30 protein-coding genes and 1 riboswitch are annotated in these 24813 nt (G+C 26.1%); of the genes, 27 read left to right on the top strand and 3 right to left on the bottom strand.

Going from position 1 to position 24813, the window contains the following annotated elements:
• The 12 genes from GOQ29_RS07480 (at position 1) to GOQ29_RS14830 (ending at position 8325) form a co-directional block, all read left to right on the top strand.
• Positions 1-1038 (top strand): ABC transporter substrate-binding protein, encoded by a 1038-nt coding sequence (locus tag GOQ29_RS07480; protein ID WP_484477068.1) that lies wholly within the window; start codon positions 1-3, stop codon positions 1036-1038.
• A 120-nt stretch (positions 1039-1158) separates the two neighbouring features.
• The gene (rnhA, locus tag GOQ29_RS07475; RefSeq protein WP_203372025.1) at positions 1159-1611 is read left to right on the top strand and encodes a ribonuclease HI; all 453 of its coding nucleotides are present in this window, start codon (positions 1159-1161) and stop codon (positions 1609-1611) included.
• Between the two features lie 68 nt (positions 1612-1679).
• A complete protein-coding gene (locus GOQ29_RS07470; protein WP_203372024.1) occupies positions 1680-2576 on the top strand; it encodes a nitroreductase family protein in 897 nt (298 codons plus the stop codon).
• A 137-nt stretch (positions 2577-2713) separates the two neighbouring features.
• Complete coding sequence (gene rpsD, locus GOQ29_RS07465; RefSeq protein WP_203372023.1) at positions 2714-3310, top strand: 30S ribosomal protein S4; 597 nt, start codon at positions 2714-2716, stop codon at positions 3308-3310.
• A gap of 190 nt (positions 3311-3500) precedes the next feature.
• Entirely contained in the window at positions 3501-3950 is a 450-nt protein-coding gene (locus GOQ29_RS07460) for a DUF3284 domain-containing protein (RefSeq protein WP_203372022.1), read from the top strand.
• Between the two features lie 2 nt (positions 3951-3952).
• Positions 3953-5041: a DUF871 domain-containing protein gene (locus tag GOQ29_RS07455; RefSeq protein WP_203372021.1), complete on the top strand. Its 1089-nt coding sequence runs from the start codon at positions 3953-3955 to the stop codon at positions 5039-5041.
• Positions 5042-5064: 23 nt separating this feature from the next.
• On the top strand, positions 5065-5739 hold the full coding sequence (locus GOQ29_RS07450; protein WP_203372020.1) for a GntR family transcriptional regulator: 675 nt from the start codon (positions 5065-5067) through the stop codon (positions 5737-5739).
• 101 nt (positions 5740-5840) lie between these two features.
• Positions 5841-6155, top strand: coding sequence for a PTS sugar transporter subunit IIB (locus GOQ29_RS07445; RefSeq protein WP_203372019.1), 315 nt, complete (start codon positions 5841-5843; stop codon positions 6153-6155).
• An 11-nt stretch (positions 6156-6166) separates the two neighbouring features.
• The gene (locus GOQ29_RS07440) at positions 6167-7573 is read left to right on the top strand and encodes a PTS sugar transporter subunit IIC (protein WP_203372018.1); all 1407 of its coding nucleotides are present in this window, start codon (positions 6167-6169) and stop codon (positions 7571-7573) included.
• Positions 7574-7655: 82 nt separating this feature from the next.
• On the top strand, positions 7656-7973 hold the full coding sequence (locus tag GOQ29_RS07435; protein ID WP_203372017.1) for a PTS sugar transporter subunit IIA: 318 nt from the start codon (positions 7656-7658) through the stop codon (positions 7971-7973).
• 1 nt (position 7974) lies between these two features.
• Positions 7975-8124: a DUF6131 family protein gene (locus tag GOQ29_RS07430; protein ID WP_203372016.1), complete on the top strand. Its 150-nt coding sequence runs from the start codon at positions 7975-7977 to the stop codon at positions 8122-8124.
• Positions 8125-8196: 72 nt separating this feature from the next.
• Positions 8197-8325 carry a hypothetical protein gene (locus GOQ29_RS14830; RefSeq protein WP_286672870.1) on the top strand — a complete coding sequence of 43 codons (129 nt, stop codon included), beginning with the start codon at positions 8197-8199 and terminating at the stop codon, positions 8323-8325.
• Positions 8326-8394: 69 nt separating this feature from the next.
• Here the strand turns inward: GOQ29_RS14830 and GOQ29_RS07425 are convergent, their stop codons facing one another.
• Complete coding sequence (locus GOQ29_RS07425) at positions 8395-9771, bottom strand: MATE family efflux transporter (protein WP_203372015.1); 1377 nt, start codon at positions 9769-9771, stop codon at positions 8395-8397.
• 115 nt (positions 9772-9886) lie between these two features.
• Between GOQ29_RS07425 and GOQ29_RS07420 the strand changes: the two genes are divergently transcribed.
• Positions 9887-10333 carry a hypothetical protein gene (locus tag GOQ29_RS07420; RefSeq protein WP_203372014.1) on the top strand — a complete coding sequence of 149 codons (447 nt, stop codon included), beginning with the start codon at positions 9887-9889 and terminating at the stop codon, positions 10331-10333.
• A 12-nt stretch (positions 10334-10345) separates the two neighbouring features.
• Positions 10346-10873: a DUF2284 domain-containing protein gene (locus GOQ29_RS07415; RefSeq protein ID WP_203372013.1), complete on the top strand. Its 528-nt coding sequence runs from the start codon at positions 10346-10348 to the stop codon at positions 10871-10873.
• Between the two features lie 98 nt (positions 10874-10971).
• Here the strand turns inward: GOQ29_RS07415 and arcA are convergent, their stop codons facing one another.
• Positions 10972-12195: an arginine deiminase gene (arcA, locus tag GOQ29_RS07410; RefSeq protein ID WP_203372012.1), complete on the bottom strand. Its 1224-nt coding sequence runs from the start codon at positions 12193-12195 to the stop codon at positions 10972-10974.
• Between the two features lie 153 nt (positions 12196-12348).
• Between arcA and GOQ29_RS07405 the strand changes: the two genes are divergently transcribed.
• The 13 genes from GOQ29_RS07405 to GOQ29_RS07345 all read left to right on the top strand — a co-directional run bounded on the left by GOQ29_RS07405 (position 12349) and on the right by GOQ29_RS07345 (position 23610).
• On the top strand, positions 12349-12516 hold the full coding sequence (locus tag GOQ29_RS07405) for a hypothetical protein (protein ID WP_203372011.1): 168 nt from the start codon (positions 12349-12351) through the stop codon (positions 12514-12516).
• Between the two features lie 152 nt (positions 12517-12668).
• Positions 12669-13289 carry a DedA family protein gene (locus GOQ29_RS07400; RefSeq protein ID WP_203372010.1) on the top strand — a complete coding sequence of 207 codons (621 nt, stop codon included), beginning with the start codon at positions 12669-12671 and terminating at the stop codon, positions 13287-13289.
• A 14-nt stretch (positions 13290-13303) separates the two neighbouring features.
• Positions 13304-13972, top strand: coding sequence for a TIGR01906 family membrane protein (locus GOQ29_RS07395; RefSeq protein ID WP_203372009.1), 669 nt, complete (start codon positions 13304-13306; stop codon positions 13970-13972).
• A gap of 43 nt (positions 13973-14015) precedes the next feature.
• Complete coding sequence (locus tag GOQ29_RS07390) at positions 14016-15008, top strand: restriction endonuclease (RefSeq protein WP_203372008.1); 993 nt, start codon at positions 14016-14018, stop codon at positions 15006-15008.
• 26 nt (positions 15009-15034) lie between these two features.
• Positions 15035-15126, top strand: a riboswitch (THF riboswitch).
• 73 nt (positions 15127-15199) lie between these two features.
• Positions 15200-15910, top strand: coding sequence for a folate family ECF transporter S component (locus GOQ29_RS07385; protein WP_203372007.1), 711 nt, complete (start codon positions 15200-15202; stop codon positions 15908-15910).
• Between the two features lie 44 nt (positions 15911-15954).
• Positions 15955-17094, top strand: a complete 1140-nt coding sequence (aroC, locus tag GOQ29_RS07380) for a chorismate synthase (RefSeq protein WP_203372006.1) — start codon at positions 15955-15957, stop codon at positions 17092-17094.
• A gap of 5 nt (positions 17095-17099) precedes the next feature.
• Positions 17100-18173, top strand: coding sequence for a 3-dehydroquinate synthase (aroB, locus tag GOQ29_RS07375; protein ID WP_203372005.1), 1074 nt, complete (start codon positions 17100-17102; stop codon positions 18171-18173).
• Position 18174: 1 nt separating this feature from the next.
• Positions 18175-19458, top strand: coding sequence for a 3-phosphoshikimate 1-carboxyvinyltransferase (gene aroA / locus GOQ29_RS07370; protein ID WP_203372004.1), 1284 nt, complete (start codon positions 18175-18177; stop codon positions 19456-19458).
• Between the two features lie 186 nt (positions 19459-19644).
• The gene (gene pduL / locus GOQ29_RS07365; RefSeq protein WP_203372003.1) at positions 19645-20217 is read left to right on the top strand and encodes a phosphate propanoyltransferase; all 573 of its coding nucleotides are present in this window, start codon (positions 19645-19647) and stop codon (positions 20215-20217) included.
• Positions 20218-20230: 13 nt separating this feature from the next.
• Entirely contained in the window at positions 20231-20896 is a 666-nt protein-coding gene (deoC, locus tag GOQ29_RS07360) for a deoxyribose-phosphate aldolase (protein WP_203372002.1), read from the top strand.
• A 101-nt stretch (positions 20897-20997) separates the two neighbouring features.
• On the top strand, positions 20998-22881 hold the full coding sequence (locus tag GOQ29_RS07355; protein ID WP_203372001.1) for a ring-infected erythrocyte surface antigen domain-containing protein: 1884 nt from the start codon (positions 20998-21000) through the stop codon (positions 22879-22881).
• A complete protein-coding gene (locus GOQ29_RS07350; RefSeq protein WP_203372000.1) occupies positions 22878-23168 on the top strand; it encodes an EscU/YscU/HrcU family type III secretion system export apparatus switch protein in 291 nt (96 codons plus the stop codon). The genes GOQ29_RS07355 and GOQ29_RS07350 overlap by 4 nt, the downstream gene beginning before the upstream one ends.
• 10 nt (positions 23169-23178) lie before the next feature.
• Positions 23179-23610: a YaaR family protein gene (locus GOQ29_RS07345; RefSeq protein WP_203371999.1), complete on the top strand. Its 432-nt coding sequence runs from the start codon at positions 23179-23181 to the stop codon at positions 23608-23610.
• 26 nt (positions 23611-23636) lie between these two features.
• Here GOQ29_RS07345 and ychF read toward each other — a convergent pair whose 3' ends face one another.
• Positions 23637-24728 carry a redox-regulated ATPase YchF gene (ychF, locus tag GOQ29_RS07340; protein ID WP_203371998.1) on the bottom strand — a complete coding sequence of 364 codons (1092 nt, stop codon included), beginning with the start codon at positions 24726-24728 and terminating at the stop codon, positions 23637-23639.
• Positions 24729-24813: the final 85 nt, after the last annotated feature.

Genomic DNA, 24813 nt, shown 5'->3' with positions numbered 1-24813 from the left:
TTGAAAAAAAGTTTTATAGTATTAATATTTATATTATTTTTGATAACTATTATGACAGGTTGTGGTGAGGAAAAGGCTCAATTGTATGTATATAATTGGGGAGATTATATAGATGAAGATGTATTAGATGAATTTGAAGAAGAATATAATGTTGAAGTTGTTTATGAAACTTATCCTACTAATGAAGAAATGTATGTGAAGATTAACCAAGGAGGTACTAAATATGATGTAGCTATACCTTCAGATTATATGATTGAAAAAATGATAAAAGAAGATTTATTGCATAAAATAGATATGAATAATATAGAAAATTATGATAATGTAGCAGATAGATTTAAGAATTTAGATTTTGATCCTGATAATGAATATTCAGTACCATATATGTGGGGCACAGTAGGAATATTATATAATGAAAAAATGGTAGATGAAGAAGTAAATAGTTGGAATATACTTTGGGATGAAGAGTATGATGATGAAATATTAATGTTGGATAGTCAAAGAGATTCATTTGCAATAGCTCTAAAGAAACTTGGATATTCAATAAATACTAATAATGAAGAGGAATTAGAAGAAGCTAAGGATGAGTTAATTAAACAAAAGGATCTAGTATTAGCTTATGTAGGAGATGAAGGTAAAGATATGATGGTTAGGGAAGAAGCAGCACTATCTGTTGCCTGGTCGGGTGATGCTACATATCTTATGGAAGAAAATGAAAATTTAAATTATGTTATACCTAAAAAAGGATCTAATCTTTGGTATGATAATATGGTTATACCAAAAACTTCTGAAAATAAAGAATTAGCTGAGAAATTTATTGATTTTATGACTAGACCTGATATAGCTTTAAAGAACACTGAATATATAGGTTATTCTACACCAAATAAAAAGGCTATGGAAGAATTAGATGAAGAATTAAGAAATAATTCTGTAGCATATCCTTCAGAGGAAGAAGTAATTAATAGTGAAGTGTTTTTAGACCCAGGGGAATTTTTAAAAGTGTATGATAGGTTATGGACAGAAGTTAAAGCACATCAATAAAATGAGTCCCTAGGGACTCATTTTATTAGTAAAATTACTGTTTTACTAATATATTTTTATATTATAAAATATAGAATAGATATTTTAAGAAGAATTTTATATTAATTGGAGTGATATTAAATGGATAAAATCATTATTTATACAGATGGAGCATGTTCTGGAAATCAAAATATTAATAATATTGGAGGATATGGTGCAGTATTAATATATAAGAAGAATAAAAAAGAAATATATGGTGGAGAAAAGAATACTACCAATAATAGAATGGAATTAAAAGCTCCTATAGAAGCTTTAAAAATAGTAAAAAAATATAATATACCTATTGAGATTTATACTGATTCAGCTTATTTATGTAATTGTATCAATCAGAAATGGTATGTAAAATGGAGAAAAAATGGCTGGATAAATTCTAAGAAAAAAGTAGTAGAGAATAAGGATTTATGGCAAGAATTATTAAGTCTAATTGATAGGTTTCAAGAAATAAAATTTATAAAAGTAAAAGGACATTCAGGAATTGAATTAAATGAAAAAGCTGATCAATTAGCTAATAAAGGAATGGAAGAGATAAAATAAAGTGTAGATTATTTTATTTTTATTTGGGTAAAATGTATATATATTATACATTGAAAGGGATGGTTAGTATGTTATTTAGTAATTTTTTAAAAAGTAGACATTCGATAAGAGAATATCAAGACAGAAAGGTGGAAGATGATAAATTAGAAAGTCTAATAGACTTTAGTAAAGATATTAAAGCTAAATATAATAATAATATAGAATTTATATTTTATAAAAATGGTGAAAAGATATATGATAAATTGAAAGGTATAGGTGGATATTCTGGTGTAATGATAAAAAGCCCTCACTATATCGGACTTCAAACTAAAAATAGAGATAAAAAATCAATCATTAAATCAGCATATGCTATGGAAAATTTACTTACTGAGATTTATAAATTAAAATTAGGTAGTTGTTGGATAAATATTATGAATGTTTCTAATGAAATAAAAGAATTATTATTTAATGAAAAAGGTAACAATATTGATTACATAGTAGCTATTGGTTATCCAAAAAGAGAAAGTAAAATTTCAAAGATTACAGATAGTGATGGATTGAAAGGTGAAGATATAGGTTATTTAAATACAATTAGATCATTTAAAGAGAAAAAATATTATGTAGAAGAATCTACAAGTAGCAGATTATCCGTTAAAGAAATAGTATATGATGAGAATTTTGGGGAAAATATAGATGTAAATAAATTAGAAGAAAGAGGTTTAGAACAATTATTTTATTATGTGAGATATGCACCTTCTAATAAAAATAAGCAACCTTGGAGATTTATATTGAAAGATGATAGGGTTGAACTAGTAGTATTAGATCCTAAAAATAAAGAGAATTTAACGGATATAGGGATTATAATGTATTATTTTGAACAAATGGCAAAAAACATGGGATTAAATAATACTTGGGACTTTATAGAAGGTAATACACAAACTGATGCTGATGTTAATTATAGTGTTTTAGGAGAGTATAAATTATAAAATATTTTATAATTTCTTTGTAAATGATAAAAATTATCATTTACAAAGAAATATGTCTATGTTATAATATTTATTGGCAATTCGTTACAGAATATATACCGCGGCAAATATATTCTAGATACGGAGGTATTTATAAAATGGCAAAAATGATGGGACCACGTTTTAAATTAAGTAGAAGATTAGGTGTGAATGTAGTTGGACATCCAAAAGCTATGAAACGTGCAGAAAGAGGTACAGGTAGAGCAGATAGGAAACTTTCAAATTATGGTATGCAATTATTAGAAAAACAAAAATTAAGAGCATACTATGGGGTTATGGAAAAACAATTTAGAAAAAAATATGTAGATAGGGCAATGAAATCAGATTCAATTCCTGGGGAAGTATTAATAGAATTATTAGAAAGAAGATTAGATAATATGGTTTATAGGATAGGATTTGGAAATTCTATTAGACAGGCTAGACAAATGGTTAATCATGGACATATATTAGTAAATGACAAAAAAATTGATAGACCATCATATGAGATAGATCCAGGGGATGAAATTACATTAAAAGATAAATCAAAAAATGTTGAAATGTTTAAAGAAAACTTTGAGAATCCATCTTTTCAATTAGATTATATTGATAGAGATGAAAATAATATGTCTGCTACTTTAAATAGGCTACCTGAAAGGGAAGAGATTCCTGTGGAAGTAGACGAACATTCAATAATTGAATTTTATTCAAGAAAATAAAAAAGATCTCCAAATTGGAGATTTCAGATTAATGATAAACCCACAGATAAAATCTGTGGGTTTTGATATTTATATAGCATTAACTTTTTATAAAAAATAGTGTTGGTTTTAAAATATAAAATACTTGTAATATTTAGAATATATGATATTATAAAGTTATGGTATATACCAAGTGTATAGGAGTGATTATATGCAAGTTAGCCTGGATTTAGATGTAACGAAAGAAGAATTTTTTGAATTTATCAACGATTCTTTATTGCAAGATATAAAAACTAGTACAAATAGAGAAGTTAGTAAAGAAGATATTAAAAAGGGTTATACATATGAAAAAGAACTTAAAAATAAGTTAGGCAGAGCTGGAGATGTAGAGGTTAATATATTAGAATTTGAGCCATGTAAAGAATATATAGCCGAGTTTAAAAGTAATCAAGGGACGAATAGAATTTCTTATAATATAAAGAATTTAAATGATGAAAAAATAAATGTAACATATTCTGAAAGCTATATTGCTAGTGATAAACTAAAAGATTGGAATTTTAAGTTGATGAATTTATTTTATAAGAAAAAAAGTATTTCTCGTGCAGAGTCTATTTTAAAGAACATAGAAAGATATATTAAAAACAAAAAAGGAGATATGTAGATATGATAAATTTAGGTATTTCAATTTATCCAGATAAATCTAATATTGGAGATGACTTAAACTATATAGATTTAGCTGCAAAATACAAGGTTAAAAGAATATTTACTAATTTACTTGGTTTAGGTAATAAATCAAAAGATGAAATAAAAAATGAGTTTAGTATTAGAATAAAACATGCACATAAATATGATATGGAAGTAATTGTAGATGTAGCTCCTTATATATTTAATGAACTGGGAATTTCGTATGATGATTTATCTTTCTTTCATGAGATAGGTGCTGATGGTATAAGAATGGATGAAAGTTTTGATGGGAGTAAAGAAGCTATTATGTCATATAACCAATATGGATTAAAAATTGAATTTAATGCAAGTGGTAGCATAAATCAACTTGAAAATATCTTGAGCTTTAAACCCAAAAAAGAAAAAGTAATATCTTCACATAATTTTTATCCTCAAAAATATACTGGGCTAGGATTAGACTATTTTATAGAAAATAGTAAAAGAATCAAGGAAAAAGATATTGAATTATCATCATTTATATCAAGCAATACTGAAGATGCCTTTGGACCTTGGAATATAAATGAGGGTTTATGTACTCTTGAAATCCATAGAAGTCTACCTATTGATTTGCAGGCTAGACATTTTATAGCTACAGGTTTAATTGATAATGTTATTATTGCTAATTGTTATGCTACCGAAGATGAATTTGAGTCTTTATTTAAGATAAAGGAAAATCAAGTAAACTTTAAAGTAAATAAAGAATATAAATTATCTGAAGTAGAAGAAAAAATACTCTATGATGATGAACATTTTGTACGGGGAGATATAAGTGATTATATGAGAAGAAGTACTATGACTAGAGTTAAATATAGAGATAGCGAAATAAAACCACAAAATACTCGTGATTTGAGAAGAGGAGATGTAGTTATTTTAAACGATAATTATACTCGCTATAAAGGAGAGCTTCATATAGTATTGAAAGATATACCAAATGATGGCAATAAAAATGTGATAGGAAGTATATTTGAAGATGAATTATTTTTATTGTATTATTTAAATTCATGGGATAAATTTGTAATAATAGACTAAATTTAAAGGAGATATATTAAATTTTGAAAACACCAATATATATACAAATAAAAGAAAAAATACAAAAGGAAATTCAGTATAAAAACTCTAATGATGCAATTGAATCTGAAAGAGACTTATCAAAACGATTAAATGCTAGCAGAATGACTGTTAGAAAAGCAATAGATGAACTTGTAGAAGAAGGTTATCTATATAGGGAAAAGAATAAAGGTACATTTGTATCAGATAAATCATTATGGAAAAAGAATACTTCTGTTATAAATTCAGAAGATGAAAAATTGGAATATAGACTTATAAATTTTGATGTAAAATATAGCATAAAAGATGATGTATTAGAACTTTTAGGTTTAACTGACAACGATTCATTTTCCATAATCAGAGCTATAAGAGTAGTAATTAAAGATAGAAAGCCTCAAAACGTGGAAGAATTTTACATCATAAGAAGTTTTATTGATGAAAAAAATATAAATAGATTTAATAAATTATTAGATCTAAATGGTTATTTGAAGGACAGTACTATGACTCAGAAATTTATTCCTATTACTGTACCTACCCAATATGCTTCTACTCTTAATTTAGATATAAATACACCGATTATTATGGTTGAAGGAGTTGTGCGTAAAAAAAGTGGTACTCCATATATTTATTATAAATCTTATAATAATCCTAAAGAAAAAATAATAGAGATAACTATCTAATAAAATAATATTTAATAAAGAATGTTTACATTTTTGAAACAATGTGGTATATTATATGTATAATGGTATATACCACAAAGAGGATTAGAAGGGGGAGTTAAATGACAAATATTTTATTGATTTGTTCAGGAGGTATGTCAACAAGTGCATTAGTAAAAAAGATGCAAGAATCAGCAGATAAAAGAGATATTGAAGTAAATATTTGGGCAATAGGGGATGCTGAATCTCAAGAAGAATCAAAAAAGGCGGATATAATATTATTAGGACCTCAAGTTCGTTATCTTGAATCTAAAATGAAACAAAGAGTAGATAACAAGAAGCCAGTTGCTATCATTGATATGCTAGTATATGGCACTATGAATGGTGAAAAAGCTTTAGATAATGCCTTAGAAGTTTATAAGAATTTTAACGAATAGGGGGGATAATAATGAATAAATTTACTCAATGGATGGAACAACATTTTTTACCTGTTGCAGCAAAGATAGGTTCTCAAAGACATTTAGTTGCAATACGTGATGCCTTTATAGGTATTATGCCAATTACTATGGTTGGTTCTGTAGCAGTTTTATTAAATGTATTTTTTAGAGATTTACCTACTGAATGGGGTGCTACGTCTTTTGTTGAAACAATGGCGCCTATCATCGGTATAAATGGTAATGTATGGTTTGGTTCGATTGCTATTATAGCTTTGGTATTTGTATTTTCTTTAGGTTATAATATTGCCAAAAGTTATGATGTAAACCCACTTGCAGGTGGTATAATAGCATTTTCTTCATTTATAGTAACTTTACCACAAACTGCAAATTTCTTATATGCACTTCCAGGAGTAAGCATTGATAATTTAGATGCACTTACAGAGTTAGGGGTTCAAGCTCAAATAGTAGGAGAAAACCTTAACATTGATGTGTCAGGTTGGGGATATATTGGTCTTTCTTATGCTGGAGCATCAGGATTATTTACAGCACTTATAATAGGATTCATATCATCAATGATTTACGTAAAACTTATGTTAAAAGGAATTACTATAAAATTACCAGATTCTGTACCATCAGCAGTTAATAAAGCGTTTGCAGCTATAATACCAGGTATAATTGCTGTATATGTTGCAGCAACACTTGGTTATTTATCAGTTACTTATTTAGGTTTCTCAATAAATGATTTAATATTAGAATATATACAAAAGCCATTACTCGGCTTGTCACAAGGTTTGTTTAGTGTTATACTTACGACATTTCTTATTCAAGTATTTTGGTTTTTTGGTCTACATGGGCCCAATGTACTTGCTCCAATTATGGATGGAGTTTATTTACCAGCTCTTGTTACAAATACAGAAGCATATGAGGCAGCTCAATCCGCAGCAGATCTACCTTACATATGGACTAGAGTATCATTTGATGCATATTCACAAATGGGTGGTTCCGGTATAACCCTTGCTTTAATTATCGCGATATTCATTTTCTCAAAGAGAAAAGATTCAAAAACAATTGCAAAATTAGGAGCACCAATGGGATTATTTAACATAAATGAGCCAATAGTATTCGGTATGCCTATAGTGTTAAATCCATTTTATATAATACCATGGTTAATAATTCCACCAATTACTGCAACTATTGCTTATTTACTTACAGCAGCAGGAATTATTCCTCCTACATTTGTAGCAGTTCCATGGGTAATGCCAGTAGGTGTACTTGCGTATCTTGCAACAGGAGGTAGCTGGTTAGCCGGTCTGGCTTCAATATTTAATTTATTTATTTCATTTGTAATATGGTCACCATTTGTTATTTTGGCAAATAGAGTAAATAAAGTTGATAAGGAAGATAAACAAATAGCATAAAATATTATAAAAAAGACTCTGAATTTAGGTAGCTAAATGCTACCTGATCTGAGTCTTACTTTATTTAGAAAGGGAGATAAAGATGGAACAGTTAGAAATGATTTATTTTGAAATAATTTCTGCAGTAGGAACAGCAAGATCATTATTTATTGACGCTATAGGGAAAGCAAAGAGTGGAGATTTTAAAGGAGCAGAAGAAAAAATAAAAGAAGGGAATGAACTCTTTCTACAAGGTCATAGATCACATTCCAAATTGATACAAAAAGAAGCTAGTGATGAAAAGCTTGAATTTAGCCTTATATTAGTACATGCAGAAGATCAAATGATGAGTGCGGAAGCTTTTAAAATATTAGCTGAAGAGTTTATAGATATATATATACGATTTCAGGAAGGGAGATAAGATGAATAAATGGTATCTTTTCATAGTTTCTATAGGATTGCTTCTGATTGCAACTAGTCCTATGTTCTCCAATCAGAATACAAATTTAATAATGGGTTTAATAATAATAGCTGTCGGTGTAATTTTAATTATAAAAAACAGAAAAGGATGATTCAAATGTTAAAATTTACTGATAAGTTTTATTTCGGGAGTGCAACTTCTGCTGCTTAGTCAGAAGGTAGCTTTGAACATGATGGAAAGGGCAAAGATATATGGTATGAGTGGTTTTTTAAGTACTTATGTTGTTATGTTAGATTCTTTAGGACATAGAAAATTGACATCTAGGACTATAGCAAGTTATTTAGTTGGATGAGTGTGTGCAGGAGTTGCTGCCCACTATATATTTATATTGATAAATATATAGTGGCTAGACATTTGATGTCTAGTTTTTTTGATTAGTTTCCATAGTTGAAAATATATTGTTTAAGGATTTACGCAGCCATAAGATCATAAATATGAATGCAATTAATTCAGATAATGGAAAAGAGAACCATATAAAGTTTAATCCACCATATTGACCTAATAAATATGCAAAGGGTAATAGAATAACTATTTGGCGTAAAAATGATAAAGTTAAACTATGGAATCCTTTTCCAATTCCTTGAAACGTAGTGGAACCAATAATAGCAGGGCCAATAATTGGAAAAGCAATGCTTATAGTTTTTAATGCTATAGTTCCTATTTCTAATAGTTCTTGATTTTCTTCTGAACTTGAAATAAATAAGTTAATTAATTGAGTTGGTATTAATTGAAACAATAGAAACCCTAGTGTGGTAAAAATAAACGAGATAATGAAACCATATTTAATTGTTTTTTTCATTCTTTTAGGGTTATTATGCCCATAATTATACCCGATTATGGGCATATATCCTTGATTAAGTCCGAATACAGGCATAAATACAAAAGATTGTAATTTAAAATATATGCCTGTGGCTGCTATTGCAGTTTCACTAAAGGCTCCAACTATAAGATTTAATCCACTGGTCATAAAAGATGCTAACATTTGCATTATCATTGCTGGAAAACCAACTTTATATATGTCTTTTATAATATCAAAATTAAAAGAGAAATCTTTAAAATTTACTTTTATTTCATTATTTCCTTTGAAAATCATTAAAACTATAAATATACCACTCAATAGTCGGGCTAATACTGTAGCGATTGCTGCTCCTTCTACACCTAATTCTGGAAAAAACCCTATACCAAATATTAATAATGGGTCTAGTATTATATTAATAATGGATCCTATTAGCATCGATATCATAGGTATAAAAGTATTTCCTTCTCCACGAAGAATATTATTAGATATCATTGGAATAAACATGGCAGTTGATCCAATAAGTATTATTCTTATATATAGGGTACCATAACTTATTATTTCAGAATTATTAGTAAAAAGAGAAATAAGATTATTAGAAAATAAAATCCCAATAATGGCCATAACTATTCCATAGACGAAAGATAATATAAGTACGTGTTCAGTAGCACTAGAGGCATTATCTTTATTTCCTTTGCCTAATTGTTGAGATATCATAGCACTAGTACCTACACCTGTTCCTGTTCCAATTGCTATAAGAATCATTTGAATAGGAAAGGCAATAGACAATCCTGTTAAGGCAAGAGAATCGTAATTACCTATGTAAATGCTATCAACAACATTATATAGAGCTTGAATAGCCATGGATATAATAGATGGTATTGATAGTTTAAACAATAATGGGACAATTGGTTGTGTTCCCATTCTATTTTCATTTTCCATTGTATTACCTCCATATTAATATATACCTTATAATAAGAAGAAAATATAGTCAAATTTTTTAACTTTATTAAGATTTTATAGTATAATTAAATAAGAAATTATAGGAGGGTTAAATATGCAAAAAATTAAAATAACAGATGTAGCTATTTTGTTTTTAGGTATGGGAATTGGGATTATATTTACTGCCATAGTATTTTATTTTAATCCTAAGATAGAATATAAGGAATATACTGATGAAGAAATAGTTTCTAAGTATACTGAAATTAAATTGAAAGATGATAGAGAACATAGTAATTCATTAGATAATAATCAAAAAGAAGATAGCAAACATAATAAAGAACAAAAAGAAGAGAAGAAAATAAAGAAATTAGTTATTGATAAAGGTGAATCAATAAATGATATTATAGATAAATTATATGAATTACATATTATTGATAATAAAGAAAGTTTTCTAGATAGATTAAAAGAAAGAAAAGCAACTCAAAAAATAGAATATGGTAAATATGAAATTGAAATTCCAATAAGTTATGATGAAATAATAGATGAGATTATACTTAAATAAGGTGATTAAATGATGAGTTTTAATAAATATATAGATGAAAAAGTAAAAATATATAAAATTAATCCAAAAGAAATAATTTTTGATGATTCTATTAGAGGTTATTGTATAGAAAACAAGTGTGGAAGATATAATAATAATTTTATGTGTCCGCCTATAATCGGATCAGTAGAAAAGTATAAAAAAACAATTAAATCATATAATGATGGATATTTAATATTATTTAAAGATATTATTGAAGATTCAAATACGTATAAATATTATAATTCTCAGAAAAGATTACATGAAATAGTGCTAGAAATTGAGAATGAATTAATAAAAGAAGGTTATATTGAACCATTAGGTTTTATTGCGGGAGAATGTAAAATTTGTAAGCCTTGTAAAAGAGAAAAAGGTTATGACGAATGTATATATCCTGATAAGGCTAGAACTTCTTTAGAAGCTGTAGGAGTAAATGTTGTTAAAACAGTTAAGACTAAAGGAATAGAAATTGTATTTGGTACTAATGAAATTACTTGGATAGGTGCTGTTTTAATCAAGTAGAAGGTAATATTTATTAATTTTAAAATAAATTTTCTTAATAAGAATATTATAATTTTTAAAAATAAGATAGAGTAATATTACTCTATCTTATTTTTAATTTAATGTATATCTTCTCTTATTAATGGCATACTCATACATCTAGGACCACCTCTACCTCGAGATAATTCATAAGATGGCATTTCTAAGACTTCTATTCCATTTTTTCTTAGAAATTCATTTGTAACATAATTTCTGTCATAACATAATACTTTACCTGGTGATATTGCTAAAGTATTAGAACCATCACTCCATTGTTCTCTTCCTGCATCTATAAAATCTCCACCGCCACATCTAATTAAGTTAACAGAAGAAAGGTTAAGATATTTACTTAGGATTGTAGAGAGTTCTTCCTTTTCGAATTTTATAGATAGAGAATTATTTGGGCTCATTTTAATACTATATAATTCTAATGGACCTTCTATTCCAGGGTGTATGGTAAAACTGTCGTGATCTACCATTGTAAAAACTGTATCTAAATGCATATAAGCTCTAGCTTTAGGAATATTGAATGCTAGGATTGTTTCAAATGATTCTTCACCTAAAATTCCTTCAGCTATAGTTTGAATAGCCTTAGCACTTGTTCTTTGGCTTATTCCTATGGCTAATACTTTATTGGATAATACTAATTCATCTCCTCCTTCCAAAGGATATTTAGCATCCCTATCATACCATTTATGCACACATTTAAATCTTGGATGATAATCAAAGATGTATTTTGCAAAAATTGTTTCTCTGTTTCTAGTTATAGTTGACATTCTATTTAATGTAATTCCATTACCTATAGTTGCAAAGGGATCTCTTTGAAAATATAGATTAGGTAAAGGGTCTAAATAAAATGGATAATCTTCTCTTTCGTTAACCATATCTACAAGAGATTTATTTTTAATTTCAGGTATTTCTTTAGTTCTTATTCCAGATATAATTTTTTCTATCATATCTTTTGTATCAAAGTCTTTTAAATACTCCATTAAAGTCTTTTTTAATTGTTTAGAAGATACATTTCCTTCATTAATGAACTCATTTAAAAACTTATCTTTAATTTCTTTGTTTTCTAGAACTTCTGATATTAAATCAGTTAGATATAATACTTCGGTTCCATTATTTCTTAAAAGTTCAGCAAATCTATCATGTTCTATATTTGCTTGTTTAATATATGCTATATCATCAAAAAGTAATCTTTCAAGATATTCTGGAACAAGATTTTCTATTTCATGACAAGGTCTATGAATTAAAACTGTCTTTAATTGACCAATTTCATTATATACATGAACTCCATTTTGCATAATTGACCTCCTTAAATATTATATAGTCTTAGGATGTGTAAAATTTCGAAAAATATTTTATATAATATAAAATAAAAAAGTATAAATTTTCTTTTATTACTTAAACTAATAACTACTTAGAATAATTACTAACTATAAGAAGGGAGAAGAAAATTGAAAAAAAGTTTTGAAGAAATAAAAAAAGATTTTCAAAATGCAAATTTAGATAAGAAAATAGAAATCTATACTACTACAAGTGGATTAACTGTAGATCAATTTAAAGAATTATTAAGTATGTTTCCTATTCAACATTTAAGTAAATTAGAAAAAGCTATGGCTTAATGATAAAAATTATAGATAATTTGAATTATATTGTTTAGTAGCGAAAAGTAATTCGCTACTTTTTGTTTTGAAAAATATAATAATATGATATTATTATAAAGAAAATATAATTGGAAATGTTTATTGAGTTTATTTAAATTAGAGGTGGAAAGATGGAAGAGTTTATAATAAAATTTTCTGAAAGTATTGTTTCTCAGAATATAATACTTTCATATGTTTTCTTTTTTATTTCTCAAACATTACAAGTGTTATTTCCTCCATATCCTGGAGATATGGTTTTAATAATAGAAGGGTATTTATCTGAAGTAGCAAGAATTAATGTTATTTTGGTAATATTTAATGCAATTATTGCTACTTTTCTTTCATCAATTATTTTATATACATTAGGATATAAAAAAGGACATAAAATTATAGATTTTAAAATAATTAAAAAATTATTTGAAACAGATAAAGTGTTAAAGTTAAACAGGTTATTTAAGAAATTTGGAGGTATAGTTATAATAGTAAGTAAGTTTATTCCTGGATTATACTCAATAACTATTTTATCAGCTGGAATTTTTAGAGTGAGAAAAAATATTGCATATACTGCTATATTTATAATTACAAGTATTCATAATTTAGGTTTAATTATTTTAGGAAAAGTATTAGGTGAAAATTGGACATATATTTTTAGAAAGATAAAGATATATAATAGACAAATTTTAATGTTGATTATACCTATAATAATTATTTATTTTATTATTATACAAATAAAAAAGAAAATTTTTAATTAGCGGAGGAATATAATATGAAAAAAATAATTATTGGTATAATATTTATAATTTCTTTAATTGTAACTTTATTATTAACAAATGTTCAAATTTCAACATTTGATAGAAAGTTTTTTCAAGATAAATTTGAAGAATATAATATATCTGAAGTTACTAAGATGGAAGAAAATACGTTAATGGAAGTAACTGATGAGATGCTTAAGTATTTAAAAGGAGATAGGAAGGATCTAATTATTGAAGCGAAGATAGATGGAAGACAAGAATTGGTATTTGGTGAAAGAGAAATATTACATATGGTTGATGTTAGAAATTTATTTAAAAAAGGATTTATGATAAGGAATATATCATTGATTTTAGTAATAGTAACATTATTTTTAATAGTAAGGTTTTACATTAAAGATTTGTATAAAATTTTAATTATAGCTTCTATAGTACCAACATTAATTTTATTTATATTTGGAATTCTATTGAGTATTAATTTTAATAAATATTTTGATATTTTTCATGAGATATTGTTTACAAATGATTTATGGTTATTAAATCCTGATACAGATATTTTGATTCAAATGTTACCATTAGATTTTTTTAATAGTATAGCGATAAAAACATTAATATATTTAATATTGCAGTTGATTATAATATTATTTTTAGGAATTATTTTGAGAAAAAAATATAAAATAGAATAAAATAATAATTTGATGTCTACAATACTTAAAAAAGGAGGATTTTATGGACATCAAATTATTATGGAATAAAACAATCAAATATATTACGAAGAAAGTAAATAAATATAGAATAAAATCTTTTTATGCAAGAGAAATTTTTAAAGGAAAAACTTTGATTGCTAGATTATTAGATAGGTTATTTATATCATTAATGGTCTTTATTGGTTTATTTATATTTCTCTTTATTAAAGTTCAAAATATTTATTTATCTTTAATTATAAGTTCATTTATTGCTATTTTATTATTCTTAGGAATTATATTTAAAGATTTTAGGACAATTGAAAAATCTAAAGGCATGACTAAAAATAATGTAGTGGAAAATAATATTTATAATGAGTTATTGAATAGGTCTCCTGAGGAGTTTGTAGATTATTTTATTGATTTATTTAAGGAATTAGATTATATAGATATATTAAAGATAGATTCAAAAGATTTAAATATAAGTCTAGAGAGAAATAATGTTAAAATAGGTGTAAAGTTACTACAATATACTAAGGGATATGATGTAAATGAAGGAATAATTAGAGATTTTTTTATGGAACTTAGAAGAAATGATTTTGATGAAGGAATTATTATAACTACTACAGATTATACTGAAGAAGCAAATAATTTGATTAAAAAAATTCAAAAGCACATGAAGATATATTTATTAAATATGAAAGATGTAGTTGAAATATTAAATGAAACTTCAATGTTTCCTAAAGAAAAAGATATTGAAGGTTATATATTAAATAAGATGAGGTCAGAGAGAAAAAATATTAATCAATATAGTCATAACATAATATCACCTAATAAATGGAAAAAATATTTATTAAGTGGATTCATGCTTTGGATATTTGGGAAATTTACTAATTTTTATACTTATTATTTAATAGTTTCTATAATATTATTTTCATTAGGTTTAGTTTCTTTATTAAAAAAAATTATTGTTTCAATTAATGAGTATAAAAAAGAAGAAGAAAAAAATTGTTCTTATGATTTTATTTACAAAGAATAAATTGTGTATTAGAATAGATATATAATGTCAGAGTAGGTAAGATGCGTTAAGTGTTAAAGGATGGGAAGTTGCCTTTAAACGAAGGATTAAACCGCGATATCTTGCTGCGTCCGCTGTACATTAAAGGTCTCTTTTCTTTAGTGTGACGGAGCTCTAATAGCATATATAAAGAAAAGGGGGGATTTTTGAATATGAACAAAAGAGTTAATACTAAAGTTTTAGTTTCAGCAAGTTTACTCACTGCTATCAGTATAATACTTACTAGAGCATTTTCAATAATGGTACCTATAGCAGGAGCTCAAGCTTTAAGAATTACATTTGGTGGAATACCTATTGCTATTTCTGGAATATTATTTGGACCTATTGTAGGAGCTTTAACAGGAATAACTGCAGATTTAGTTGGTGTTATGATTAATCCTATGGGACCTTATTTCCCTGGTTTTACGTTAACTGCAGGATTAAGTGGATTTATTCCAGGTATATTTTATCATTACATATATAGAGAGAATTCAAAATTAAATTTTAGTATTATTAATGGACTTATTGTTATTTTACTTTTTGGGATTTCTTATATGACATATAAGAAATCAGGAAATGAAATTCCTATGGAGTTTCTTATTATATATGTAATAGGTATTTTAGGATTTATAATTATACCATTAATTATGAATAAAAAATATAAAAATGAAAATGTTGGATATAGATTTGATAAATTAATATTTGTAGTATCAATAACAACAATTATTACGTCTTTGATGTTAACTACTTTATGGTTAATTATTATGTATAAATTAGGGTTTATAGCTATATTTCCTATTAGAGTATTAACAGCTTTAGTAACAATACCGATAGAAACTGTAATAATATTTATACTTTCAAAATACTTTAAATATGTTAGATGAGCTGCCATGGGCAGCTTTTTATTTTAGAGTTAGGAGGAAATTTTATGTTAAGATATTTAAATGCAGGGGAATCTCATGGGGAAGGATTAATTGGTATTATTGAAGGATTACCTGCTAATTTATTTATTGATATAGATTATATAAACAGTGAATTGAAAAGAAGGCAAAGGGGATATGGAAGAGGAAAAAGGATGGAAATTGAAAGAGATAGTATAAATATACTATCTGGAGTTAGAGGTGGTTTCACCATAGGCAGTCCTTTAACTTTATATATAGAAAATAAAGATTACAAAAATTGGTATAAAAAGATGAGCATTATGGATGAAATTACAGAAAATATAATAACAAAGCCAAGACCTGGACATGGAGATTTGGCAGGCGTAATAAAATATGCACAGAAAGATATAAGAAATATTTTAGAAAGGGCAAGTGCAAGAGAGACAGCTATGCGTGTAGCAATAGGAGCTATAGCTAAGTTAATATTAAAAGAATTTAATATTGATATATGTAGTCATGTAACAGAAATAGGTGGGATAGAAGATAAAGGTCATTATTCAATTAGTGAAATTTTAAATATAAATTCATCTTTAAGAATAATAGATAAGAAAATAGAAGGAAAAGTAATAGATAAAATTGATGAATGCAAAGAAAAAGGCGATACATTAGGGGGAGCTTTTAAAATATTTGCAATTAATTTACCTATTGGGTTAGGGAGCCATAGTCATTGGGATAGAAAATTAGATGGAAAATTAGCTCAAGGACTTATGAGTCTTCAAGGAATAAAAGTAGTAGAAATTGGAGAAGGAATGAATATATCTAAAAAACTTGGTTCACAAGTACATGATGAAATTTTTTATGATAATGGATATTATAGGACAACAAATAATGCTGGAGGCATTGAGGCTGGAATTTCTAATGGAGAAAATATAATATTAAAAGGATATATGAAACCTATACCATCTTTAAAAATCCCTCTGAAAAGTATAGATATGGATACAAAGAAAGAGTATTTAGCACATAAAGAAAGGGCAGATGTATGTGCAGTATCTTCTGCTAGTATCGTAGGGGAAAGTATTTTATCTTGGATAATTGCTGAAGAATTAATAATTAAGTTTGGTGGAGATAGTATTCAAGAAATGAAAAATAATTATACTAAATATATAAAATATATTAAAAAGAGGTGATATTCTTGAAGTTAAACATAAGAACTAAAAGTGAAAATTATGTTGTTTATATAAAGAGAGATTTATTAAATGATTTATCAAATTATATAAAGGAATATAAGAAAGAAAAAATATTAATTATTACTGATGAAAATGTAGCTAATATATATATTAATGAAATAAAAAAAACATTAAAGGATTTTAAAATAGATTTTCATATAATTTCCCCGGGAGAAAAAAGTAAATCATTAAACACATCGAAAGATATCTATGATAAGTTATTATATGGTAAGTATAATAGAAGATCATTGATAATAAGTTTAGGAGGAGGAGTAATAGGTGATTTAGCAGGATTTGTAGCTTCTACATATATGAGAGGAATTGATTTTATACAGATTCCTACAACTCTTTTGTCCCAAGTAGACAGTAGCGTTGGAGGAAAAGTTGGAATTAATTATAATAATATAAAAAATATCATTGGTAGCTTTTATCAACCTAAAAAAGTTTTAATTGATCCTGAAACTCTGAAAACATTAGACTTAAAGAATCTTAAGTCTGGATTGTCTGAAGTGATAAAATATGGAATAATAAGAGATTATGATTTTTTTAAGATGTTAAAAATGGAGATAGATATTATTAAAAGTTTGAATATAGATAAAATGGAAAATATAATTAAAAAATCTTTGGAAATAAAAGAAGAGATAGTCTATCTAGATACTTATGAAAATGATATTAGAAAGATATTAAATTTTGGACATACGATTGGACATGGTATTGAATCATTAAATGATTTTCAAAGATTTACTCATGGAGAGGCTATAGCTTTAGGAATGATAAGTGAAGCGTATATATCTAGAGAACTTGGATATATATCAAGTGATTATTATTGTGAAATTAAATATTTATTAAATAAAATTATATCAGATGTAAAATTTACAAGGGAAGAAAAACAAGAAATAATTAAAAATTTAGAAAATGATAAGAAAAATACTAATAAAGATATTGTTTTCATACTTCCTATTAATCGAGGAGAAGTAAGAATATTTTATAAAGGAATTGATAGAAGCTTAATTATAAAATCTTTAGGGGCTGATAGATGATATGTATATAAAGGGTGGAAATGTTTCATTAATTGGGGAGATAAATGCGCCAGGCGATAAGTCTATATCTCATAGAACTGTTATGCTAGGGTCTATTTCGGAAGGAGTTACTATTGGAGATAATTTTTTGTTTAGTGAAGACTGTATAAATACTATAAATTGTTTAAGAAATTTAGGAGTAGATATAAAAACTTGTGACAATAAAGTATTTATTAATGGAGTAGGTCTTTATGGACTTAATAAACCAAAAAAAGAATTATATGTTGGAAATTCAGGGACAACCATAAGATTACTTACTGGTATTTTAGCCGGACAAAGATTTCAAACTATTATTACAGGAGATAAATCTATAGAAAAAAGACCTATGAGAAGAATAATAGATCCTCTTTCTATGATGGGAGCTAATATAAATAGTAAAAATAATAATTATCCTCCATTAACAATATTGCCAGTAAAAGAATTAAATTCTATAATTTATAATCAAGATATAGCTAGCGCTCAAGTAAAATCTGCTATTATGTTTTTAAGTTTATATGTAAACGGAGAAACAAAAATAGTTCAACCAAGTAAATCAAGAGATCATACAGAGAGAATGATGAAATATTTTGGAATCAATGTTATTGAAAAAGATAATGTAGTAATTATTAATTCTAATATAAAACCTAAAGGAAAGGAAGTATTTATTCCAGGAGACATGTCATCTGCAGCTTTTTTTATAGTAGGAGCTTTAATTTTGAAAAATTCTCATATTAAAATTAAAGGTGTTGGGTATAACAAAACTAGAAGTGGAATAATAGATGTTTTAAAAGAGATGGGTGGAAATATAGAAATATTTAATTATAGAGAAGTAAATAATGAACCTATAGTAGATATGGAAATAAGAAGTTCTAATCTTAGAGGAATAGAAATAAAAGGTGATTTAATTCCTAGAATAATAGATGAAATACCTATATTAGCAGTAGCTGCTGCTTGTGCTGATGGAAAGACTATTATTAAAAATGCAGAGGAATTAAGAGTAAAAGAGAGTAATAGAATTAATGTCATTGTAGAAGGATTATATAGTATGGGAGTAGGTATAAAAGAGTTGAAAGATGGTATGATAATTGAAGGAAAATCTAACTTTAAAAGTGGAAAGATAAATACTTATAAAGATCATAGGATTGCTATGTCCATGAGTATAGCAGCTTTAATGGCAGATGGAGTATCTAAGATAGATAATATATCGTCTATTAAAACTTCCTATCCAGATTTTTTAAAAGTTTTAAATGAATTAATGAAGTATTGACCATGCATTAAGGCACAAGCACCCTCTGAATATTTTATTCAGGGGGTGAGGTTCACTATTTGATTTTTATAATGAAAAGTTTTATAATTTAATCTGTGAAATTATGTGTTAGAATTTTATTACATAATTAAATTTAGATGATTTTTGGGTAATAAATAAATATATATATATTAGGAGGAATTTATAATGAAGACGCAATTACCAATTGCATTATCAAACAAACATATTCACTTGAGTAAGGAACATATAGACAAGCTTTTTGGGGAAGGATATGAGTTGACTAGACTTAAGGACCTTTCTCAACCAGGACAATATGCATCCGAAGAAAAAGTTGATATTGTAGGACCAAAAGGTGCTTTAAAGGGAGTTAGAGTATTAGGACCAGCTAGAGAAAATACACAAGCAGAAGTTGCTTTATCTGATGGATTTAAACTTGGAGTTGTACCTCCTATTAAAGATTCAGGTGATATAGAGGGGACTCCAGGAGCAAAAATTGTAGGACCAAAAGGAGAAGTAGTAATAGAAAAAGGTATAATTGCAGCATCTCGTCATATTCATATGCATACTGATGATGCTAAAGAATTTGGACTAAAAGATAATGATAGAGTTAAGGTTAAAGTTCCAGGAGAAAGATCTCTTATATTTGAAAATGTATTAGTTAGAGTAAGTCCTAAGTATTCATTAGAAATGCATGTAGATATTGAGGAAGGAAATGCAGCTGGAGCTAAAAATGGAATGATGGTAGATTTAGTTAAATAACGGAGGTTATATAATGGATAATATTGCTTCAATAATTGATCACACAATACTTAAGCCAGATACAAAAAAGGAACAAGTAAAGAAAATATGTGATGAGGCTAAGGAAAATAATTTTGCATCTGTATGTGTTAATCCATATTATGTTGGCTATGCTGCAGAACAATTAAATAATAGTGATGTTAAGGTTACATCAGTAATAGGTTTTCCATTAGGAAGTACTTTTTCAGAAGTTAAAGCTTTTGAAACTAGAAAATCAATTGAAAATGGTGCAGATGAACTAGATATGGTAATAAATATAGGAGCATTAAAGGATAAAAATTATGATTTAGTAAAAGAAGATATTAAAAGTGTGGTAGATGCTTCAGAAGATAAATTAGTAAAGGTAATAATAGAAACTTGTTTATTAACTGATGAAGAAAAAGAAATTGCATGTAAATTATCTAAAAAAGCGGGAGCTGATTTTGTAAAGACTTCTACTGGATTTTCAACGGGAGGGGCTACTGTTGAAGATGTTACTCTTATGAAAAAAATTGTTGGTAAAGAATTGGGTGTAAAAGCATCTGGAGGAGTTAGGGATAGAGATACTGTTGATAAAATGATAAAAGCAGGAGCAACAAGAATTGGAGCAAGTTCTTCAGTATCTATAGTAAAAGGAGAACATGAAAATTCGAATTACTAAAATAAGTCAGGTTTATAAACCTGGCTTATTTTTTAATAATGCTAAATAAAATGCCTAATTTTGCCGATATATTTCATGGAAGTAAATTAGGGAGTGAAGATATGAAAATAATTAATAATATAAGTAGTAAGTATCAGAAATTAAATAGAAATAATGATTTAGAAGTAGGAAGTACGTTAGATTTTACTTTCAAGGAAAAACTATCCAAAGATACTGCAATTATAAATGTTAATGGAAAGGATATTAAAGCTAAGTTTAATAAAAGCTTAGATGGAATTGATGATAGTAAAGGAAAAATTTATATAACAAACATTGATTCTGATGGTATATCTGTAGATTATGTTGAAAATAGTAAGGTTAATAATGATATTGAAGCTTTAAATAAATTGGAAGGAATTGAAGGAAAAGAATTAAAAAAAATAATAAAAACATTAAGGGATAAAGGAGTAAAGTTAAGTGATAAAGAGATTAATCAAATAAGAAAATTTATTGAAAAAGATAATTCTCCATTAGAAGAGAAAATTGATATACTAAATAGATTAGTTGATAAGAGTATAGATATAACTTTGAAAAATATTATATCTATAAAAGAAACTCTATTTGGTGATGGTATAGATGTAAATTTAAATGATATATTAGAAATTTTTAATTTACAAATTGATTTAACAATTTTAAATGGAGAAGAAGATAGTATTGATTTAAAATTGGATGAAAAAGTGGTTAATGATTTAAGTGATAAAATTTTAGAGAATTTTAATAAAAATAAAGATGAGAAAAATATAGACAATAATTCTTTATTATCAAGATTAGAAGATAAAGAAAATGATAATCTAGATTTAAGTTCATATCCAGAAAATATATTATCAACGGAATTTAATGGTCAAAAGAAAGTATTAATGACTATAGTTACAGAAAAGATGAATTTAATTAATGAAAATTTTAAAGATTTAAAGAATACATTAGTAAAAAACATGGATAGAGTTATATTTGATAATACTATTAATAAAGAAGATATAAAAGAGAGTTTAGAAAATAGTTTAGATTATTTAAATAGAAAAATATTAAAGAGTGATATAACTTTGTATACAGATATGTTAACCGAAAAAAAATTAATAAAAATAAGTAGTAAAATAGACATGGCAAAGAATTTAGTATCAAAAAACAATATTAAAGAAGGAAAGATACTAATAAATGAAATAAAAGAAGAATTAAATAAAATAGAATTTAAGGCATCTGAGGAAAAAATTGTATATGGTTTATCTAAAGAAATAAGTAAAGATATTAATGGGAGTAAAGATAATATTAACTCTTCATTTGATATTTTTAAAAATCCACCTTCTGGAGCAAGACAAGTATATGATTATATGAAGAATTTAGGATTAAATTATGAAAAGGATATATTGAATGATGAATTGTTTAATTTAAATAATATAAATTTAGAAGAAAATTTAAAAGGAAATTTATTAAAAATTATGTCTCAAGAGAATAGAAGTATTAAGGATATATCTAGTATTATGAAAGTTTTAGATAATTTGAATGGTCAACAATTATTGAACAAATTAGAAAATAATAATTCTGTACAAACTATGTTTTTTGATATTCCAGTTAATCTTGTTGGGAAAATTGAAAATATGAAATTAATTGTTAATTCAAATAAAGAAAATGAAAAAATAGATTGGAAGAATAGCAGTTTATATTTCTTAATAGAAACTGATAAATTAGGAGAAACAGGTATTCTTATTAATTCTCAGAATAGAAATTTAGATATTACTATAAGAAATGATAATAATAAAATAAAAAACAAGATAGCTTTCTTAGAGGATGAATTAGTAGATAAACTTAAGGATATAGGATATAATGTGAATAGAATAAGATATGATAAATTTTCTAAAGAAAAAATTGACACAAGTATATTAGATAAACCATTAGAAAATACTAGTGATGAATTTAATTCTCATAGAAAGGGGTTAGATATAAGGATATGAGTTATAGGAGATTTAATTTTAAGAATAATTTTAAAGAAAAAAGAGCAATAGCGGTTCATTATGAGAATTCTACCGATTCATTACCAAAAATCATATCCAATAGAAAAGGTAATATGGCTCAAGAACTTATTGAAATGGCCGAAGAAAGAAATATCCCTTTAGAAGAAGATACATCATTATTAAGTAATTTACTTGATATGGATTTAGGAGAAAATATACCACCTCAGTTATATTCTGTAATAGCAGAAATATTTTTATTATTACAGAATTTAGAGAAAGATTCTTAGGAGTGATAAATTGAAGGTAGAAAGAGTGGGAATGAAAAGTATTGATAAGACAAATAATACAGAAAATAATAATGAAATTTCTTTTAAAGAAGTTATGGATAAAAAGAGTCAAGATGTTAATTTAGAAAAATTACATGAAATGATGTCTGAAATAAAAGAATCTGGAAAACAATTAGCTGAGAAAAAAACAATTGAAAATCTTTTTGATTATAAGAAGAAAATCAAAGATTTTTTAGATGAAGCAGTAGAATTAGGATTAGAGTTAGATAAAAGAGGAGGATTTAAAAGAGGAGGAAGATCTAGGATATTAAAAATAGTATCTAAGATAGATGATAAATTAATAGATTTAACTGATGAAATGATAAAAGGTGAAAATAGCAAGTTAAATTTATTAAGAATTGTTGGAGAAATAGAAGGATTATTATTAAATATATATGTATAAAAAATTCCCTATTAATAGGGAATTTTTTATACATTAAATCTAAATATTACAACATCGCCATCTTTCATTATATAATCTTTACCTTCTAATCTAACTAATCCTTGTTCTTTCGCTTTAACCATATTACCCGATTTATTTAAGTCTTTAAAACTTACGATTTCAGCTCGTATAAAGCCTTTTTCCATATCAGTATGAATTTTACCAGCAGCTTGAGGAGCTTTCCAACCTTTTTTAATAGTCCAAGCTCTAGTTTCCTTTGGTCCTGCTGTTAGAAATGAGATTAGACCTAATAATTCATAACTAGCTTTTATTAATCTATCTAATCCAGATTCTTTAAGACCTAATTCTTCTAAGAACATTTCTTTTTCATCATCTTCTAATTCTGCAATTTCTGATTCGATTTTCCCGCATATAGTTATTAATCCAGAGTTTTCTTTTTTTACATATTCATTTAAAGCTTTTAAGTATTCATTTTTATTATCATTAATTATATCTTCTTCTGAAATATTAGCAGCATATAATACTGGTTTGTTAGATAATAAGTTTAAGTTTTTCACAAATATTTTTTCATCTTCATTAAAATCAATATTTCTAACTGGATTGCCATTTTCAAGTACTTGAATAATTCTTTTTATTATATCTAATTCTTTTAAAAGGGATTTATCACCTTTTGCTAATTTTTCGGTTTTATTTAGTCTTTTGGTCATTATTTCTAAATCTGACAATATAAGTTCTAGATCGATTATTTCAATATCTCTTAAAGGATTAATATTTCCTTCTACATGAGTTATATTTTCATCTTCAAAACATCTTACTACATGAACTATTGCTTCTACTTCCCTTATATGAGATAAGAATTTGTTACCTAAGCCTTCTCCTTTGCTAGCACCTTTAACTAATCCTGCGATATCAAAAAATTCTATAGCAGTAGGTATTTTTTTCTCAGAATTGAACATTTCTGTTAATATATCGAGCCTTTCATCAGGAACTGATACAACACCCATATTAGGTTCTATTGTACAAAATGGGTAATTTGCAGATTCTGCACCTGCTTTTGTAATGGCATTGAACAATGTAGATTTTCCTACATTGGGTAATCCAACTATACCTAATTTCATATAAATCTCCTTTCAACTTATGGTTATAATTTAATCTAGATTAAATTATACAGTATATAGACTTTAACTTCAATATAATCCAATT

Origin of the sequence: Anaeromonas gelatinilytica (genome assembly GCF_016820635.1) — a bacterium.
Lineage (GTDB): Bacteria > Bacillota > Clostridia > Tissierellales > SIT17 > Anaeromonas > Anaeromonas gelatinilytica.
The sequence above is the reverse complement of the archived record's forward strand: the minus strand, read 5'-3'. Positions and strand labels throughout refer to the sequence as shown.

Bases quoted from the DNA above. Each gene is read 5' to 3' on its own strand.
- deoC (WP_203372002.1), top strand. From the start codon at position 20,231: ATGGATAATATTGCTTCAATAATTGATCACACAATACTTAAGCCAGAT.
- GOQ29_RS07400 (WP_203372010.1), top strand. From the start codon at position 12,669: ATGGAAGAGTTTATAATAAAATTTTCTGAAAGTATTGTTTCTCAGAAT.
- GOQ29_RS07415 (WP_203372013.1), top strand. From the start codon at position 10,346: ATGAGTTTTAATAAATATATAGATGAAAAAGTAAAAATATATAAAATT.
- rnhA (WP_203372025.1), top strand. From the start codon at position 1,159: ATGGATAAAATCATTATTTATACAGATGGAGCATGTTCTGGAAATCAA.
- ychF (WP_203371998.1), bottom strand. From the start codon at position 24,728: ATGAAATTAGGTATAGTTGGATTACCCAATGTAGGAAAATCTACATTG.
- GOQ29_RS07445 (WP_203372019.1), top strand. From the start codon at position 5,841: ATGACAAATATTTTATTGATTTGTTCAGGAGGTATGTCAACAAGTGCA.
- GOQ29_RS07455 (WP_203372021.1), top strand. From the start codon at position 3,953: ATGATAAATTTAGGTATTTCAATTTATCCAGATAAATCTAATATTGGA.
- GOQ29_RS07350 (WP_203372000.1), top strand. From the start codon at position 22,878: ATGAGTTATAGGAGATTTAATTTTAAGAATAATTTTAAAGAAAAAAGA.
- aroC (WP_203372006.1), top strand. From the start codon at position 15,955: ATGTTAAGATATTTAAATGCAGGGGAATCTCATGGGGAAGGATTAATT.
- aroA (WP_203372004.1), top strand. From the start codon at position 18,175: ATGTATATAAAGGGTGGAAATGTTTCATTAATTGGGGAGATAAATGCG.
- GOQ29_RS07420 (WP_203372014.1), top strand. From the start codon at position 9,887: ATGCAAAAAATTAAAATAACAGATGTAGCTATTTTGTTTTTAGGTATG.
- GOQ29_RS07355 (WP_203372001.1), top strand. From the start codon at position 20,998: ATGAAAATAATTAATAATATAAGTAGTAAGTATCAGAAATTAAATAGA.
- GOQ29_RS07390 (WP_203372008.1), top strand. From the start codon at position 14,016: ATGGACATCAAATTATTATGGAATAAAACAATCAAATATATTACGAAG.
- arcA (WP_203372012.1), bottom strand. From the start codon at position 12,195: ATGCAAAATGGAGTTCATGTATATAATGAAATTGGTCAATTAAAGACA.
- GOQ29_RS07440 (WP_203372018.1), top strand. From the start codon at position 6,167: ATGAATAAATTTACTCAATGGATGGAACAACATTTTTTACCTGTTGCA.
- GOQ29_RS07425 (WP_203372015.1), bottom strand. From the start codon at position 9,771: ATGGAAAATGAAAATAGAATGGGAACACAACCAATTGTCCCATTATTG.
- GOQ29_RS07385 (WP_203372007.1), top strand. From the start codon at position 15,200: ATGAACAAAAGAGTTAATACTAAAGTTTTAGTTTCAGCAAGTTTACTC.
- GOQ29_RS07430 (WP_203372016.1), top strand. From the start codon at position 7,975: ATGAATAAATGGTATCTTTTCATAGTTTCTATAGGATTGCTTCTGATT.
- GOQ29_RS07435 (WP_203372017.1), top strand. From the start codon at position 7,656: ATGGAACAGTTAGAAATGATTTATTTTGAAATAATTTCTGCAGTAGGA.
- pduL (WP_203372003.1), top strand. From the start codon at position 19,645: ATGAAGACGCAATTACCAATTGCATTATCAAACAAACATATTCACTTG.
- GOQ29_RS07470 (WP_203372024.1), top strand. From the start codon at position 1,680: ATGTTATTTAGTAATTTTTTAAAAAGTAGACATTCGATAAGAGAATAT.
- GOQ29_RS07460 (WP_203372022.1), top strand. From the start codon at position 3,501: ATGCAAGTTAGCCTGGATTTAGATGTAACGAAAGAAGAATTTTTTGAA.
- rpsD (WP_203372023.1), top strand. From the start codon at position 2,714: ATGGCAAAAATGATGGGACCACGTTTTAAATTAAGTAGAAGATTAGGT.
- GOQ29_RS07395 (WP_203372009.1), top strand. From the start codon at position 13,304: ATGAAAAAAATAATTATTGGTATAATATTTATAATTTCTTTAATTGTA.